This is a genomic window from Terrimonas ginsenosidimutans, from assembly GCF_022012415.1.
GTDB lineage: Bacteria > Bacteroidota > Bacteroidia > Chitinophagales > Chitinophagaceae > Terrimonas_A > Terrimonas_A ginsenosidimutans.
On record NZ_JAKLTR010000001.1, the window covers coordinates 91880 to 109076 of the forward strand.

The following is a 17197-nucleotide window of genomic DNA, read 5'->3' on the forward strand; positions in this document are numbered from 1 at the left end:
CTCACTCGCATGCGAAAATACCTGATTGGCTTCATCACGTTCATCACCACAGCTACCTCCGCATTTTCCCAGCAGATCACCACCGGTGTTTCCAGTGAATTAGCCATCTACCGCCGCGCGGAAATTTCCGCCATCGGGTACCAACTTCATTTCAATATACCCGCCGTAAAAAAGGAGAATATTCTCGCAGACGAAACCATCCGTTTTACGCTGAAGTCCAATAATAAACCACTACAGCTCGACTTCAAACAATCCGCTGAGAAAATCCGGTCCCTGTCCGTCAATGGTAAACAGTTTACACCACGCTCACAGCAGGAACATATTATCATTCCCGCAGCACAGCTAAAAAAAGGTAATAACACTATTGAGATCTCCTTCATCGCCGGAGATGCCGCACTCAACCGGAATAACGATTATCTCTACGCGCTGCTGGTACCGGATCGCGCGCGGACAGTATTCCCTTGTTTCGACCAGCCAGACCTGAAAGCAAAATTTTCCCTGACACTGACTGTGCCAACCGGTTGGAGAGGACTTGGGAACGGTGCATTGATCGATAGCAATCAAAGCGGCACACAAACAACCTTTCGCTTTAAAGAATCAGATTTATTACCAACCTATCTGTTCTCCTTCACCGCGGGTAAATTTAATCGCGCAGCGCAACAAACAGGAAAATCTGTCGCAGAATTATTATACCGCGAAACTGACCCGGGAACCAATATCGATTCCATCTTCCAGGCGCATACATCCGCCCTCAGATTCCTCGAAGAATGGACAGCCATCCTTTATCCTTTTCAAAAGATCGGCTTTGCAGCCATCCCTGATTTCCAGTATGGCGGCATGGAACACCCGGGTGCCGTACTCTATAAAGCATCCAGCTTATTTCTAAAAGAACCAACCAAAGACCAACTGCTGTCCCGTCAAACACTCATCGCACATGAAACAGCCCACATGTGGTTTGGTGATCTCGTAACGATGCAGTGGTTCAATGACGTCTGGATGAAAGAAGTGTTTGCCAACTTCATGGCCGATAAAGTGGTGGAGCAACGATTAGGCACCGAAGCCTTTCAGCTCAAATTTGTGCAGGATCATTATCCGGCTGCTTATGGTGTGGATCGCACATCAGGAGCCAATCCTATTCGTCAGCAACTGGAAAATCTGCAGGAAGCCGGCAGCATGTACGGAAGCATCATCTATCACAAAGCACCGATCATGATGCGCCAGTTGGAAGCGCGGATGGGTAAGAACAATTTTCAAAAAGGCATACGCGAATATTTGAAGACTTATGCGAATGGCAATGCAACATGGAATGAACTGATAAAGATACTCGCTAAATATTCAAAAGAAGACCTGTATGACTGGAACAGGGTATGGGTCAACGAGCCGGGCCGCCCGGTCTTCGACTATACCATCAAATACAACGGCAACAAAATAGCGGAACTGGCAATGACGCAACACCCGGAAAGAGGATCGGCGCGCATCTGGCCGCAGATCGTAACCTTAACACTGGTGTATGCGGACAGCCTTCACACCGTGCAGGTAAACATGAATAAGGCAAGCCTGCAAATCCAGGAGCTAACAGGACTGGAGAAACCAAACTGGATTCTCTTCAATGCCGATGGAATGGGCTACGGACTTTTCCCGGTCGATAGCCAGGGACGGCAAAAACTATGGCAGCTGACAAGTCCCGTAAGCCGCGCAGCGGCAGCCATCAACCTCTATGAAAATGTGCTGGCAGGAAGAGCTATGTCTCCATCTGAATTCATCAACTTACTGGCAGAAGGATTGCCGTTGGAAAAAGAAGAAACTAACCTGAGATTACTGACCAGTTACCTCGGAAACCTGTACTGGAACTTTACCGCGCCGGACAAGCGTACTGCCATCGCTCCGCAACTGGAAGAGGCGCTGTGGACGGCCATGCAGGCACAAACTAACCCCGGTAGCAAGAAGGTACTCTTCAGAGCGTATCAACAGATAGGAGTAACCCAAAGCGCGTTAGGGCGCTTGTACGAGATCTGGCAAACACAACAACCACCTTCAGGATTGCGCCTCGCAGAGGACGATTACATTTCATTGGCATTGGCGATCGCCTTGAAAAATGATACAGCAACTTCTGTACTGATCCGGCAACGTGAACGCCTGCAGGATGAAGACAAAAAAGCGCGGCTCAGCTTTTTGATGCCGGCCTTATCCTCGGAACCAGCCCGCCGGGATAGTATGCTGACTTACCTCGTGAATCATCCCAATGAAGCCAAAGAATCCTGGACCGCCACCGCTCTCGGATACCTGCATCATCCATTGCGTCAACACACAGCAGCGAAGTATTTGCCCAAAAGCCTGGAAGTACTGGAAGAGATCCAACGCAAGGGCGATATCTTTTTTCCGCAGGACTGGCTCAGTGCCATTTTCGGTGCCTATCAAACTCCGGAAGCATGGAAAGTGGTAGAGCAATTCTTACAGCATCACCCGGCATATAATCCGCGACTCAAAGCAAAGATTGAGCAGGCAACGGATAACCTGTTTCGGGCGCAGGGGCTTATACCGAAGCAGTGAGAGCCAATGTCGTTAAGATCTTGCGTAGTTGTATCGCAACGAACACAGCGGGTCGCTACGTTCGCTGCGATACAATAACCAGGGCACAATGATTCCACTGATCGTTTTAACTTTCGTTGTTCGATTCTCACCGTTTTCAAACAGCCGTCATCCCAATCGCCCTAAGCCATCGCCCAACCAGCACCGGCCAGTCCGCAATAAGAAGCTCATTAAAATTGGGGATGTTCATTGCTGTTTTATGCAGCCGAACGCATGTCCGCCTTCATCGTAAATATGATATTCTGTCGGAACATTAGCTTTCTTCAGCGCAATATAATAACGCAGCGAATGTTGAATAGTATCCACCAGATCATTACCGGCTTGCAAAATGAACATGGGCGGCGTGTGCTTATCAACAGGCAACGTGCGATTGAGCCCGTATGGGCCGCTTACATGAAAGCTCATATGCTCTGGAAAAACAGGTCGAACGTATATTCCTCACTACCTTTACCAAACTTAATCCCCAAACACATGAAAAACATGTCCCGCTTTTTACTCATCCTTCTCACCAACTTACTTATCCTGCAGGTCATCAATGCGCAACAGCCCGCGGCCTCCACCAGAATGATCCGCATTGCCGAGCTCGAGATCATCCCGCAATACCTCACTGAATACAAAAAAATCTTGCAGGAAGAAGCTGCCGCGGCTATCGCTAAAGAACCCGGCGTCGTCGCCATCTTTCCCATGGCAGAAGCGGAACACCCGACGAAGATCCGCATACTCGAGATTTACGCCGACAAAGCAGCTTATGAAGCACATCTAAAGACGCCACACTTCCTGCACTATAAAACAACCACCACAAAGATGGTTGCATCCTTAAAGCTCGTGGAGATGGATTGCCTGGACTCCGCAACTATGGCACAGCTGTTCAAAAAAATGCCATCAGGTCAATGATGACAGGCAAATACGAACGCAAAATACATCCCGATCAATTGATCCATGCAAACGCCTGAAGCAGCCGCTTCAAAATCTGACGCAAAAATAGCCATTGATCCGCAGACAGTCAATGGCGAAGGCGGCTACAGACAGCGATTTTAGAAACATATAAATGGCAGTTCAGCAGTTATGAGCGAAGTGTCCGGAAATAAATTCTGATGAATTAGCAGCAAGCTCCTTCCACGGTTGAAAGACAAATACTTCGTACTGGCTTTTGCAACCAGGTCAGGAAATTAATGCTCCTGTTAACTAATGCAAATTCGGTAAACTGTTTTTTGCTATCCCCCTTCAAATACACTAATTTACTCATCTCTCAACCTATTCAACACCATGTCAAAACTGCTGCGTATCCTGCTCGCACTATTTACCGGTTTGACAATCGTATCAGTTGTATTCCTTTTCATCATCAGAAGGGACGGAACCGCTACCACCATGCAGCCAAAAAAAGTATTCATTCTTCGCAATGGCAAAAAATTTACCCTTTACCGCAACGGTCATCCGTTCTTCATAAAAGGCGCTGCCGGCACCGGACATCTCGCACGCCTGAGCCAGGCCGGCGGCAACACCCTCCGCACCTGGGATACCACTCACCTGCAACAGATCCTCGATGACGCCGCCGCTAACAACATTGCTGTCATCGCGGGCCTCTCACTTCCCTTCAGTTTCACGCATTCCTTTTATGACAACACCTCGCTCGTCACCGCACAATTCAATGCCTATCGGGACGTGATCAGGAAATACCGCTCTCATCCGGCCCTGCTCATGTGGTCGCTCGGCAATGAAGTCGACTTCCCCTACAGCTATCACTTCCGCCGTTTTTATAAGGTGTATAATGAACTGCTCGATATGATCCACCAGGAAGATCCGGATCACCCCGTATCCACCGCGATCATCAATGTAGATCGCCGCAACATTCTCAATATAAAAATGAAGGTCCCGGACCTCGATCTCATCACCCTCAACACCTTCGGAAAACTCTCTCAAATAGATCGGACACTGAGCGAACTCACCTGGTGCTGGAACGGTCCATTCCTTATTTCCGAATGGGGAACCAACGGCCCCTGGGAAGCTGAATATACGGTCTGGGGTGCACCCATTGAAACCACCTCCACCAACAAAGCCCAACAATATCTCGAGCGCTCCGCTATGCTGCCCGTAAATAGCCCAAGGTTTTTAGGGGCCTGCTGTTTTTTCTGGGGACAAAAACAGGAGTCCACGCATACCTGGTACAGTTTGTTTTCCGAAGATGGCAAAGCTTCCGAAACAGTGAACGTCCTGCAACAGATCTGGACAGGTACCACCCCAACTCACCATGCACCATCCGTGAAATATATGCTGCTCAATGGCAAAGGCGCGCAGAATAATATCTTGCTGCAGTCAGATGGCAGTTACACAGCCGAACTGTTGATGGATGAATCACAGCAACCCGATTCCACCACCGTATCCTGGGAGATCCTTGCGGAAGACTGGGTACGCAAAGATCCCAGTGAACTAAACTTGAACAAACCGGCAACGATCAATGCACAACGATCTGCGGATGCCACTAATAAATGGCTGTTCCGGGCACCAAAGCAAGAGGGTCCGTATCGTATTTTCGTAACCGTATTCGATAACAAAGGGTATTTCTCCACCGCCAATACTCCTTTTTATGTCGTCGAAAAATGAAGAACAGCAGCACGACCGTATCAAACCCTTCCAAAGCAGCCCTGATCACACTCCGGTTGATGATCGGGATCGGCGTGTGCAGCATGTTCTTCCTGCTGTACAGCCTGTTTGATCGCGCGCAGATTGGCCATGCGCCCTTTTACTGGATCCTTATGGTGGCAATGTGCGTTAACTTTCTGAAGATCCTGCACGAATGGTATCACTACTTTTCCATTGCGGTCCCGCCAGAACCAGCCGCCGGCAAAGATTTCACCGTCGATATATTCACTACCTTCTGCGCAGGCGAACCATACGCAATGGTCGTTGCCACGCTGGAAGCTATTCAACAAATAACGTATCCGCATACCACCTATCTCTGTGATGAAGCAGACGATCCATATCTGAAAGATGTCTGCCTTCGCCTGAACGTCCGCCACATCACGCGTGAAGTACATACCAACGCAAAAGCCGGCAACATCAACAATGCCCTTCAATTCGCCAGTGGCGAACTCTGCGTGATCCTGGATCCCGATCACATTCCTCAACCTGATTTCCTCGATCCGGTCATCGCACACTTCAATGATCCGAAAATCGGCTATGTGCAGATCGTACAGGCATATTACAACCTTGGTGAAAACTTCATCGCCAAAGGCGCCGCCCAGCAAACGTTCCAGTTCTATGGGCCGATCATGATGACGATGAACAGCTATGGTACCGTGCAGGCCATCGGCGCGAATTGCACATTCAGAAGAGCCGCACTCGATTCGATTGGAGGACACGCGGCCGGTTTAGCCGAGGATATGCATACCGCGTTGCAGCTACACGCGAAAGGATGGACCTCGGTGTATGTACCCGCGATACTGGCGAGAGGGTTGGTGCCTGCATCGCTCTCCGCCTATTACGCACAACAATTGAAATGGTCCAGGGGTACCTTCGAAATTTTCTTCACCAGCTTTATCCGGCTATTCCCAAAACTCACCTGGCGGCAGCGCATCCATTACGCCACCATACCACTTTATTATCTCTCCGGATTCATCGTGCTGATCAATTTTTTGATCCCCATAATGTCATTGAGCACCGGGCTAATCCCTTTGCGGATGGATATTCTGGATTTTTTATTGCTCGGCATGCCGATGATCGCGTCGATGATACTGATCCGGCATTATGTGCAGCGATGGGTGATGGAAGAAAAGGAGCGTGGCTTTCATTTGATCGGTGGACTATTACAGATCGGCACCTGGTGGATCTACATCATTGGCTTCCTTTATACCATCCTCCGAAAAAAAGTTCCCTACATACCAACACCCAAGGATAACACGCATCCTGATCCCTGGTGGCTCAACTTACCGAACCTCGTAGTGATCCTCGTCTCTTTGCTCGCCATCGTACTCGGTCTGCGCTATGACTGGAATCCCTACTCCATCGCCATGGCGGGCATCGCAGCCGTCAACTGCATCATTCTGCTAACGGTCATTGGCATTAGCAGCGCTACGGATGAAGTCAAACTACGCGACCGCTATGAATGGATCAACAGATCATTGACGATCCCGCTTCTGTTAAAACGAAAGTTCTGGATACTCAGACATGCGTTTATCTATACGGGTTTGCGAAAGCTGGGACTATTATTGATCGCGCTTAGTGTATTCACCGCCTGGTACCTGTTGAAAGAAGATGCCCGGCCACCAGCTGGTCAGGATAAAACGATTCAACAACCACATCCCTTCTTGACCGGCGTATTTCAACCCGGCAATACAGCGGGATTGGTGTCAATGAAGGAGGTTTCAGCATACGAGTCAACAGCTGAAACACGCTTCAGTATTATCTCCCTGTATATCCCCTGGGGAGACGCACCGCAATGCCTGCTGCCAGATAGCATCATCCGTAATATCTACGAAAACTACTCCCTGCCGATGATCACCTGGGAACCATGGACAAGCTTGTTCAACTCAGACACAACAACTGCCAGATCCGGTAAGGAGCAGCAGGTGTTCCGGCGCTTGCTCAAGGGCGATTTCGATCACTACCTGGACCGTTTTGCCCGGCAGATCATCAAGTTGAATAAACCCATCTTCATCCGCCTGGCACATGAACCGGATAACCCCGCCTATCCATGGTCTCCATCCGGCGGCAATACTCCCGACGAATTTAAAGCCGGCTGGAAATACATTTACGAATACTTTCTTCAGAAAGGTGTCAACAATGTGGCCTGGGTCTGGAGTCCCTGGAAAGCAGCAAATATCGAAGCATATTTTCCGGGAAAACAATACGTCGACTGGCTTGGTGTAACGATGTTGGATTATGGCGCTTTAAGAGGAACGAGCGATTCATTCGAAGACCTGTACAGACCTTTTCATCAGCACGGGATCTTCCGTTCAGGATTACCGGTGATGGTGGCAGAAATGGGATCGCTTGCCGGAAAAGAACAGCAGACCCAATGGTTCAGCTCAGCCTTTAAAAAGATCAGTGAGCAGTTCCCTGACATACGCGCCGCTGTATTTTTCAATAGCCATCATGATCAGAATGTACCGCAGCAAAATGCTGTAACATCGCTCGACTGGCAAATCAAATCACCCGACAGTGTACTTTCTTTACTGAAACAATATCCCCGGGTTGATATCAGCAGGGACCTTACCTTCTGGACGGATCTTCCGGAAAGAAAGGCGGCAACCGCTTTTCCGATCAGGAAACTGCCTTCCCTGATCCGCGGCATGAATTATCACACAGCGAAAACCTGGTACCGCAATTATCATGATCTCACCCGCAGAAATGTAACGCATGATATGCAGGAGATGCGATCCATGGGCATCACCACGATCCGTCGTTACGGCCCCGGCATATACGACCAGAATGTGCTGAAGGTCGCCTCACAGACTGGTATGAACATGATGTATGCTTTCTGGATTCCGACCCTCAAGCGAAATAAAAACGACAGGGAGATCCTGGTTGACGCCGGACGACAGATCATCGCCACAGTTCGTTCACTCAAGGATCAGCGGAATATTATGGCGTGGTCGATCGGCAACACGGGACAATGGCTATTACCGCCCCAACTTAAACCCGTGGCGATCTACCAGCAGGAATATTTTTTGCAATGGTTGAATGAATTAGTAACAGACATAAAAACAATAGACAGTACAAGGCCCGTAACGATCGATGTTGACTTGTCTGTTCACCTGCGTGCAACGATCGCAATGTTACGCACCAAACTTCCTGCGGTGGATGCGTACGGTATAGTGATGGGAAAGGACACAACAGGGATCGCACAGCTCAGTCAGATCGATCAGACACCTGTCTTCGTCAGCGAAATTTTTCCGCAACACATCGCTCTGCTAAAGAACCTGCCTGAAATGCCTGCATTTATAAAAGAATTCCAGGATCAGCAGACCCGGGACTGCATCACCTTTGATGGCGTGATCGATCATTGGGGGCGTCGCAAACCAGTTTATGATCTATTACAGGCGGAATGGGGAACAACCACTTCTTCTATCAAACTACCCTCGGTAAAGATCCTCCGGCCGGCAGTGCCACTCTTCAGCAACCGCGTCGTTACCTACTCCGCACTGGTGAACACGGGCGAGGGCTGGCGCTTCCCGGATACGATGGAAAGCCGTCTCCGCTTCGAATGGCATTTGGTAAAAACTGGTCTGAACGGTGAAGCGATATACATGGAGACAATAGGCAGTGGAACCACAATCAATCTAAATATTCCAGAAGAGCCGGAACGATACCGGCTATATGTGGAAGTAGTAGCAGGCAATAAAGCAGATGGAGCACAATCATTGCTGAACCTTCCTCTGTTCCGCATGGATCGTTAAATACGAGCGGAAATAAGGACAAATTCTGAAAACAATTCTGCAGATCCATAAGGTTCCCGCTCATGAACGCTCATCAACACTTTCATTTATGTCGCAACGGTCTCAACATCCATCAGCACCATCAGTGCCCGCTTAAAAACCCTTCAGATACTTTTCCAGCAAAGACCTTAATGCAGGATCTTTTGGTCCCGGAGCATCTGCATTCACCACCAACCCGTTCTGATCAATGATCATATAACGCGGGATCTCTTTGATAGTATACCCCATGAAATTGTATGTGGTGTCATTGCTCGCTTTTAAAAGAAGGTTTGCAGCGTTATCAAGTTGCTCCGCTTTACTTGCCTTCTCCCAATCCGGAATACTATTGTCCAGCGAAATGGAGACGAAGCCGATGTTCCTGTCTGAATACTGCCGTTTCAGCATTCTCAATTGCGGCATTTCCTTCCGGCAGGGAATACACCAGCTTGCCCAGAAATCAACAAAGACTAACCGGCCTTTGAATGGAGTGAACAATTCCTGGCCAGACAGCTCCTGCTTGCTGTCAAATGGCACAAAAGAATTTCCGGCTGTCAATGCCGCGATCATCTCATTGCTATTTATTTTCTTTCCGAGATAGTGGCAGAGTTGCTTGTAATGCCTGTCGGATATATCGCTTTCACAGGTCGACACAAATTCAGGATAACTGATGATCTTGGCGCGCAACGCTGAGTACAGCGTTCTCGTGACAAGAAAATCCCTGGTGATACCTTGAAAATAAGTTTTTGAAGAAAGCATAAATGTATCGAACGCATCTCTGTCAACCACGCGTATGTAACTTCCTTTGATACTGACGATATGAGCCAGTAGTTCCGAAAGAAAGTCATTGTAATACATAAGATCATTTGTTGTCCGTATCTCACCGGCTAAAGAAGTGAGCGAGGTCAGCTGTTTGACCAGGGACGGCTTGTCAACCGCTTTCCGGTTGGACCAGTAGTAATCAAGCCATGCAGCAGAAAATTTTGCATGAGCATACATCAGGGCAGATTTCCGGAGGTCAGCCGTCGCAGCGCTGGCAGGCAGAACGGAATCAATAGCTGCTGCGGATCTCGTTAAAAACTTTTCCATTCTCGCTTTAGCAATTTGTTCGTAGTTGCTGCTTTGCAGATCATCCGACAAACGCAAATTACTTTCAGAGCGGTATTGCCACAAGTTGGTATTGAACAGGTCCATGAGTATTTGCCAGCTCACGAGTTCTTTTGAGCGTGCAGCGCTGGTCATTGATGAAAAGTAAACATCCCCATTTTCGTTCATCGAGGCTTTTAATTCATCACCAGGCTTTACCAGCAATGGCATATTGATGCCGGTACTCCAGACAACAGACGGACTTGTAATGTACAGATCAAACCGGCCGGCACTGTCTACCGCGATTGTATTCTCCTCGAGACCAAAGAGGTTCCGGTATACAAAATTCATGTCGATGGGTCCGTCCCAGTTTGCATTCTTTGCAAAAAGGTCAGGATCGGCATAGATACTGGCCGTCATCGTCATCTTTTCATCTTGCTCAATCCGCCTTGTCAGGCGCCGATCGCAGCTGATGAAAATCGCACAAAACAGGACAGCGATTGCAATTACTTTCATAACCTGGTGCGGTTTATGGGGAAAGCAGGCTGATCCGCGATCAACCTGCTGTTAAATTGAAACGATAAAGTACAAAAAATATCAGCTTAGGTTACCTGGAAATCGCTATTTTTTGCGGTGCTGCAGGTGAAGTGTGAACCTGAGCTTGCTATTCAACTGCCTTTCTTTGGCGATCAGTAGTTAAGTTGCAGAAAGTATCGCCGCCATTTTAAGCTGTCTTTTCGCTCATCATTTACCAACAGGAATTTTCACTCCGGGCATTAAACATTCTTTATGTGTTGTCCGCATTTAAAAGAGGTATGTCAATAAACGATCGGTCGCCCGGTAATACAATAAACGGGAAAAGCCTTTCGCAATGAAAGGCTTTTCCCGTTTGATTTCGCTTCACTATATCGATATTATTTTATCTTCAGCACCGGCTTTAATTTATAATCACCATTCCCTTCCTGCACAATAGAAAGGGCTGCATCAAAATCGATCAGAATTGAATCGATCCCTTCCCTAAGCGGCTTATTGATCTTGATCTTGAGTCCGCTGCTGCTGCCACTCGGGATCGTCAATGGATAAAGCACATTATCGATCCTGATGCTGTTATCACTACCCAGCACAAACCTGATCTCTTTCAGCGGTTGTGTTGGAACAATCGCACTGGCGATCAGCGTATCGATGCCGTCCTGGAAATCCAGCAGGTTATAGATCCCCGCACGCGTGTCCAGGTTTCTCCAGCCTTCTTCGTCATTGCCATCATCACTGAACTTTACACGGACCTGCTCAATATCAACATTCACTTCGGTAGCGTTATAAGGATTATCAGTTAAACTGATCCGGAGGTCGGTGGTCTTTTCATCTTTGTCGCAGGATAGAACGCTGGTCAATACAATGCCGCTTGCCAGCAGGTACAGTAGTGGTTTCATTTGTCGGAATTTTGAACAGGTGGGAGACAAAATTGTGCCAGACCTGTAAAAAATACCCGGCCCGGATAAATATCCATTGGTTAGCAGTGAACTTTCATTTCACAACATTGATCTGCCTCAAGAATAGAGGGTAAATCCACGAGGAAAGATCCGTGCGCAGCTCTTAAAGACCTTCCATTAGTACATGTCTCTTTACCGGAAGACCAGGCTGACCAGGCCAGCTAACGTTAAACCGGGCATTGGTTTTGCAATGAGCAGTTAGTATATCTAAACGACTTATATGAAAACGATCCGTCAGTACGCCGTACTTGCTTTTGCTACATTGATACTCGCCTCCTGCAGCACGCACCCGCGTGGTTTCAGCAGCCCGCCCGGTCATCAAAAGAAAGCGGCGGGTTCTAAATCGGCAAAGCCGTTTGCTCCTGGTCAACAGAAAAAGAATCGATAAGAACAAAGCCCTTCATAACGAAGGGCTTTGTTCTTATAATGTAACTCCAGTCGATCACGCCATGCGTGTTTTCCAACATTTCCTTACTTATCCTTCACACACCGGCAAGAAAACCTATAATCCACATCTGCGGCAGGACCAAACGCCACCGGCCCGAGATTCGGGCTGTAACCATTGATGCCATAATCCAATGCTCCCTGGCTGCTTTTTGTAGTCGTCCAAAAATAGCCACCCTGGCCCTGGTACTGGTACAACGTTCCATTCGGCCCGGTCACGGCCATTCCTGATGGCATCAGCTTAAATCCAAACGCATCCGTATTCTGATTTGGTGTTGGCCAGCCGGTTCTCGAACGCAGCGCTGTCTTTGCCTTTTCCGCACCACCAACCGTTTTCACCAGCTGCTCGTATTCAGCCAGCGAAGGAACATGCCATCCCTCGGGACAGATCCCTTTTACGCCGCTTGGATTGGTCGCGGAACGCTGGTTCCCCACAACCTCTGTGATGGTATACAACCGGCCATGGGTCGCGCAGCTTTGCGCATTGCTGTTATAACAGATCCCGGCGCCGGCCCAATTGAGATTGGCCGCCATCCATCGCTGATCACCAATGCAGGCCGTGGGATATTTCTGGCCATCACGGCGGTCGACGAGCGTGTCTCCACATTTTTCATAGCTGTAATGCGGACTGAAGAATTGCGAAAAATAAAGCGGTTTGACCGGAGCGGCTCCGATGCGCAGACCTCTTGTTACCAGTACAGGTACTTTTTCGATCTGGATGGTATGCGAAAGAAGTGAATTGTTGTTTCCAAGATGGGCAACACCTGTCGAATCGCCGTCCAGTAAATGCAGGATGAGTGAATCTTCCCAACGCATGGCGTAGTTATTCAGTACAGGGCCGGAATATTTTTCATCCGTGGCATAACCATAATACACAGCAACGCCTTTACTCTTCCAGGCTTCGGGGAGATTTCTTTCAGTAGGACCATCATACGTGTATCCGCTCCAGCAGTGATTTCCATAGAGGATCGTTTCATTGAAGGACAGCGAAGAATTGCGGATCCATTTATCCGTCACGCTGACATGCGCCCATTTTTGAGCGATCACATATCCATCCAGGTCGACAAACAGGTTGAATTCAAGTTCGCCGGTTTCAAACAGCCGGAGCGGCATTTTCATCTGGGTTCCGATGCTGTCGATAACCTGTTTGGTCGCAGCATCTCCTTCTTCATCGGTCATATCAGGCTTCCAGAGCCCACGGGGCAGCCGCAATCCATCGCGCAGGAAAAATCCATTGGGAAGACCATGGGTGTTCAGGATCACCAAACCGTAATCGTCGTCCAGCACATTCAACCGGTCGAATGTGACATCCGTATTGTTGTAAACGTCTACGGTGAAATCCGAAGGAAACATATTTTGTTTGTTGTACACCCCTTGATATTGCGACTCCATATAGGGATTCAGGATCAGTACTTTCTTATTGGGGATCTCTTCAACAAATGCCTGATCTGCAGCAAACTGGTTCAAGCCATCGCCACCACCGCCACCGCGCGTAAGGTGCTGGCCTCTCGCATCCCTGTTGACAAACACGAGGTGACTGCGAAGACCACTCTTGAATTGCACCTCCAGCAAACCGGTTGACCAGTAATAAACTTTGTCGACACTGGCTTGCTCCACCAGGAACTGCGCAGTCGCATTGACGGCTTTCAGCGAATCGCCACTCGTGGTCGCCAGGGTTTGAGCATAAACATCCGCGCCAAGGCTTTGCACCCGCGTGATCTGCGCCATAGACGCTGCAATGGACTGTGGCTGGTCGGGTTGCTCCGCTCCTGATTTTTTACAGGCGATGGCGATCAGCAGCAGTGCAAGGGATAGAAGGAAGTACTTCATGTGAATGGAGGTATTTACGCTTCTATCGGAGAGATCGCAAAAGGTCATCACAAGGCAGGGACGATTTCCGGCCTCATCACAATGCCTTGTGCATTTTGCCCCAATTTTGCATCTGCCTGTTATATAAACCTCCCGCTATGGTAATCAAATTATATCGCCTGTTATTGATAGCAACACTGCTCACCACCACCGCCTTCGGGCAAACAAAAAAGCTTCCGAAGCCAACCACACTGGACGAGGCCATCGCTTACCTGGACACGATCTTTGTCGACAGTGTGAAAACCTCCGTAAAAAAAATGACCGAAGACGAGTTCATCGTCAGCTATCATTTTGGTCTCGGCATGTCCATGCGCAATAACTGGGGCCTTTGGAGAGGCTCAAAGCTAGCAAAGCATTTCAAGGCGCTGGGGATTTTTCATCCTGATGATATGAGTGGTATCATACTCACCAGTTTTCACCGCAAGTTGCTGGGAAAAGACATTGACCTCCAGGGGCAGATCAGAGAATCACAGAATTACTGGCGGGCCAACTCGGTCCCCTTACCTAAAGGCTATCCAAACGGAATCAAAAAACTCAATTTCACCGCCAGCTATGGCTATCCCGCATCGGACAGTTTGCCCGGAGTGATCCATCTTGCGGAAGTGCCCCGCAAAAAAGAGTATTGGTTGTACGATATTAACTGGGGTTGGAAAAAAGCGACCATAGAACAGGTCAATGAATTAAATCAAACAAGCAATAACCGGAAGGAGTGGATCGAAACTTTCTACAAACCCGGCAGTCATGAATAGATCACCTGAACAACCATCCGCCTGTCCGTAAAGGGGCCGGCTGTGCAATTCTGGACGATCTGCTTCAGAACCACCAGTGCCAGTCTCGCTTGTCTGCCTTCACCCGCTCAAACGTTCTATTACAGGTATGTATACTGCTTTATCGCAGATCCGGCGCATTGAACGTATCGCCCTGCCTCATATCCCCGGTCTCATACCCCTTCTTGAACCAGTACATCCGTTGCGCAGATGTGCCATGCGTAAAAGCATCCGGCACTACCCTGCCGCCCGATTGCTGCTGCAACCTATCATCACCGATCGCACTCGCAGCATTCAATGCTTCTTCGATATCGCCCGGTTCCAAAATGGCATTCATCTGTTGCGCATGATGCGCCCAAACACCCGCCAGGAAATCTGCCTGCAGTTCCATCATCACCGAATACTTATTGAATTCTTTTTCACTTAACTGCTGACGCATCCGGTTCACCTTTGCCGCCGTTCCGTTGAGGTTCTGGATATGATGCCCCACCTCATGCGCTACCACGTAAGCCATGGGGAAGTCACCGGGAGCATTCAGTTTATGTTGAAGGTCTTCGTAAAAAGACAGATCGATATACAGCTTATTGTCGCCCGGGCAATAAAATGGACCGCTCGCCGAACTGGCATAACCGCAAGCGGATTCTACCTGACCGCGGAATAAGACCAGGACAGGATCCTGGTAGTTTTGTCCCTGCTGCTGGAACAGTTTATTCCACACATCCTCGGTATCTGCCAGTACGACTTTAACGAACTTTGCCCGCTGCTCATCCTCCTGTTGTTCTTCCGCGGACATTTGTGCAGGGGCATCACCGCCTCCTAACTGACGTTGCATCTGCGAAGGATCTACCTGCCCTCCGCTCATAAATGTATACACCAGGTAAATGAGTACGCCGATCACACCGCCGCCTGCTGCGACCTTGCCGCCCGACATGCCGCGGCGGTCTTCCACGTTACCGCTTTCCCGTCTTCCTATCCATTTCATATTGCTGAGTTGATTGATTGACCGATTAAAAACTGCGGCATAAATTACCGCTTGTGAATGAAAGCAAATACTTTGCCGCGGTGAAAAGGATTGGCAAGAGCCCACTTCACGGAACGGCCATCACTTTCGGCCAGGTTGATTACTGGTGTCGCAAACAGTGGTCCGCTATCGGGCTCAGATCTGCGTTGCCTGCGCCTCACCAATCTTGAAACTATGCCGGGTCAACTTTATGGTAATTGCAACACCTGCGTGATCGCGGGAACCTATGCATCGCTTTCCCTGGGCTGCTCAATTGATCAACCTGAACGCCTCTTCCACCATCTTTTCCGTCGAAGGATGATTTCGCGTTGGACTATATCTGGAAGCGGAAATCCCCAGCTCCTTCGCCTTCCGGAAATACTCTTTGGCGCGTGCCGGGTTGGTATCTTTATAGATCATTCCGAGCGTAAAGCTTGTACATGCAACAATATTAGGACGCTCTTTCCAGTCCTGCATATATTTCTCGCAGAACACCGCCAGCTCGCTGAGCTTATTGTATTGCTTGTATACCTCATAAGCATCCGCGTACATATGCAGGCTTTCGCGGCCCTGGCCGCCAATAAACGCTTTCAGTGCATTTGGGGCACCGGTATTATTGGTTTTGACCATGAACTTCAGCAGAGACAACTGGTTGAAGAATTCAACCCGGTGAAGTGTATCTGCCTGCGAATAACGAAACAGGGCATTGGCATTGTCGTTCTGCAACTCATATGCTTCGCCCATGATCCGCGAGGCCTGAGATAACAGCCCGCGGTCCTTTGTCATTCCCCATACAGTTTTTCCAGCCTCAATGGCTTTTGCCGGATCCTTTAGCTGCACGTATGCATTGGCCAGTTCTATCCAGCCTGTTGTCATCTGAGGATTCAGGCTCACTGCCTGCCGCAACTGCTGCGCCGCTTCGGCCGGCTTACCAAGATAGCTGTTCGCATAACCGACCACATAGTAATAACCTTCGTCATGACAATCAGCCGGTGTTTTCTGGACAAAATAATCGCGGATCTCCCGCAGGCTTTCCAGCGACATATACCTTTTCTCCTGGTTGATCATCCAGCTGTAAAACCTCGCCGAAGAAAAATACATCGCGCAATCTTTAGGGAATTGCTGTATCCCGTAAGCCAGTAATCGCTCAACCGGGAATTCAACCGACTCTTTCGCTTCCTGCCCTGACGGATTCACGTCTTTAAACCCCCATTTATCATAGAGATCATTATGTCCTATGCTGTGACTGGTAACCAGCATAACGGCAAGCGGGATCAGCTCCTGGCCATCGGACTGTACCGTCTGCATCATTTTATACGCGGAGAGATATTGTTCGCGTTTCATCAATGCTTTGATCGAATCGATCCTTGCTTTGTCTGTCTGTGCGTGACTATACAAGGAGAACAACAGGGAAGAAATGGCCAATATTTTTTTCATGGTAGCGGCTTGAGACTACCAAAATAGTACAGGTTTTTTATTCATACAAATGGCAGGAAAAAACAACCTGTCCGTGAGCTGCATCCTGCTGGTCATTCCGGATTT

The 17197-nt window shown here is 48.9% G+C and carries 12 protein-coding genes; 6 read left to right on the forward strand and 6 right to left on the reverse strand.

The features are described 5' to 3' along the window. The first annotated feature begins 9 nt into the window (after positions 1-9). Complete coding sequence (locus tag LZZ85_RS00375) at positions 10-2550, forward strand: M1 family aminopeptidase (RefSeq protein WP_237867934.1); 2541 nt, start codon at positions 10-12, stop codon at positions 2548-2550. 225 nt (positions 2551-2775) lie between these two features. On the opposite strand, the gene LZZ85_RS00380 is transcribed toward LZZ85_RS00375, so the two are convergent. Next, positions 2776-2994, reverse strand: a complete 219-nt coding sequence (locus LZZ85_RS00380; RefSeq protein WP_255723901.1) for an alpha/beta hydrolase — start codon at positions 2992-2994, stop codon at positions 2776-2778. A 66-nt stretch (positions 2995-3060) separates the two neighbouring features. Between LZZ85_RS00380 and LZZ85_RS00385 the strand changes: the two genes are divergently transcribed. From LZZ85_RS00385 to LZZ85_RS00395, 3 genes are all read left to right on the forward strand, one after another. Next, positions 3061-3483, forward strand: a complete 423-nt coding sequence (locus tag LZZ85_RS00385; RefSeq protein ID WP_237867936.1) for a putative quinol monooxygenase — start codon at positions 3061-3063, stop codon at positions 3481-3483. A 372-nt stretch (positions 3484-3855) separates the two neighbouring features. Continuing rightward, positions 3856-5190 (forward strand): glycoside hydrolase family 2 TIM barrel-domain containing protein, encoded by a 1335-nt coding sequence (locus tag LZZ85_RS00390; RefSeq protein ID WP_237867937.1) that lies wholly within the window; start codon positions 3856-3858, stop codon positions 5188-5190. After that, positions 5187-8984, forward strand: coding sequence for a glycosyltransferase family 2 protein (locus LZZ85_RS00395; RefSeq protein WP_237867938.1), 3798 nt, complete (start codon positions 5187-5189; stop codon positions 8982-8984). The genes LZZ85_RS00390 and LZZ85_RS00395 overlap by 4 nt, the downstream gene beginning before the upstream one ends. Positions 8985-9116: 132 nt before the next feature. On the opposite strand, the gene LZZ85_RS00400 is transcribed toward LZZ85_RS00395, so the two are convergent. Together LZZ85_RS00400 and LZZ85_RS00405 are read right to left on the reverse strand one after the other, a co-directional pair. Further along, positions 9117-10601, reverse strand: coding sequence for a TlpA family protein disulfide reductase (locus LZZ85_RS00400; protein ID WP_237867939.1), 1485 nt, complete (start codon positions 10599-10601; stop codon positions 9117-9119). Positions 10602-10999: 398 nt separating this feature from the next. Further along, the gene (locus LZZ85_RS00405) at positions 11000-11515 is read right to left on the reverse strand and encodes a DUF4382 domain-containing protein (protein WP_237867940.1); all 516 of its coding nucleotides are present in this window, start codon (positions 11513-11515) and stop codon (positions 11000-11002) included. Positions 11516-11795: 280 nt separating this feature from the next. Between LZZ85_RS00405 and LZZ85_RS00410 the strand changes: the two genes are divergently transcribed. Next, positions 11796-11963, forward strand: a complete 168-nt coding sequence (locus LZZ85_RS00410; RefSeq protein WP_237867941.1) for a hypothetical protein — start codon at positions 11796-11798, stop codon at positions 11961-11963. An 83-nt stretch (positions 11964-12046) separates the two neighbouring features. Here the strand turns inward: LZZ85_RS00410 and LZZ85_RS00415 are convergent, their stop codons facing one another. Further along, positions 12047-13849, reverse strand: a complete 1803-nt coding sequence (locus tag LZZ85_RS00415; RefSeq protein ID WP_237867942.1) for an FISUMP domain-containing protein — start codon at positions 13847-13849, stop codon at positions 12047-12049. 137 nt (positions 13850-13986) lie between these two features. On the opposite strand from LZZ85_RS00415, the gene LZZ85_RS00420 reads away from it, so the two are divergent. Further along, positions 13987-14637: a DUF6794 domain-containing protein gene (locus tag LZZ85_RS00420; protein ID WP_237867943.1), complete on the forward strand. Its 651-nt coding sequence runs from the start codon at positions 13987-13989 to the stop codon at positions 14635-14637. Positions 14638-14776: 139 nt separating this feature from the next. Here the strand turns inward: LZZ85_RS00420 and ypfJ are convergent, their stop codons facing one another. Both ypfJ and LZZ85_RS00430 read right to left on the reverse strand, forming a co-directional pair. Then, the gene (ypfJ, locus tag LZZ85_RS00425; RefSeq protein WP_237867944.1) at positions 14777-15637 is read right to left on the reverse strand and encodes a KPN_02809 family neutral zinc metallopeptidase; all 861 of its coding nucleotides are present in this window, start codon (positions 15635-15637) and stop codon (positions 14777-14779) included. 288 nt (positions 15638-15925) lie between these two features. Then, on the reverse strand, positions 15926-17092 hold the full coding sequence (locus LZZ85_RS00430; RefSeq protein ID WP_237867945.1) for a tetratricopeptide repeat protein: 1167 nt from the start codon (positions 17090-17092) through the stop codon (positions 15926-15928). Between the last annotated feature and the right edge of the window lie 105 nt (positions 17093-17197).

Bases quoted from the DNA above. Each gene is read 5' to 3' on its own strand.
- LZZ85_RS00390 (WP_237867937.1), top strand. From the start codon at position 3,856: ATGTCAAAACTGCTGCGTATCCTGCTCGCACTATTTACCGGTTTGACA.
- LZZ85_RS00375 (WP_237867934.1), top strand. From the start codon at position 10: ATGCGAAAATACCTGATTGGCTTCATCACGTTCATCACCACAGCTACC.
- LZZ85_RS00405 (WP_237867940.1), bottom strand. From the start codon at position 11,515: ATGAAACCACTACTGTACCTGCTGGCAAGCGGCATTGTATTGACCAGC.
- LZZ85_RS00400 (WP_237867939.1), bottom strand. From the start codon at position 10,601: ATGAAAGTAATTGCAATCGCTGTCCTGTTTTGTGCGATTTTCATCAGC.
- LZZ85_RS00430 (WP_237867945.1), bottom strand. From the start codon at position 17,092: ATGAAAAAAATATTGGCCATTTCTTCCCTGTTGTTCTCCTTGTATAGT.
- LZZ85_RS00420 (WP_237867943.1), top strand. From the start codon at position 13,987: ATGGTAATCAAATTATATCGCCTGTTATTGATAGCAACACTGCTCACC.
- LZZ85_RS00410 (WP_237867941.1), top strand. From the start codon at position 11,796: ATGAAAACGATCCGTCAGTACGCCGTACTTGCTTTTGCTACATTGATA.
- LZZ85_RS00415 (WP_237867942.1), bottom strand. From the start codon at position 13,849: ATGAAGTACTTCCTTCTATCCCTTGCACTGCTGCTGATCGCCATCGCC.
- LZZ85_RS00385 (WP_237867936.1), top strand. From the start codon at position 3,061: ATGAAAAACATGTCCCGCTTTTTACTCATCCTTCTCACCAACTTACTT.
- ypfJ (WP_237867944.1), bottom strand. From the start codon at position 15,637: ATGAAATGGATAGGAAGACGGGAAAGCGGTAACGTGGAAGACCGCCGC.
- LZZ85_RS00380 (WP_255723901.1), bottom strand. From the start codon at position 2,994: ATGAGCTTTCATGTAAGCGGCCCATACGGGCTCAATCGCACGTTGCCT.
- LZZ85_RS00395 (WP_237867938.1), top strand. From the start codon at position 5,187: ATGAAGAACAGCAGCACGACCGTATCAAACCCTTCCAAAGCAGCCCTG.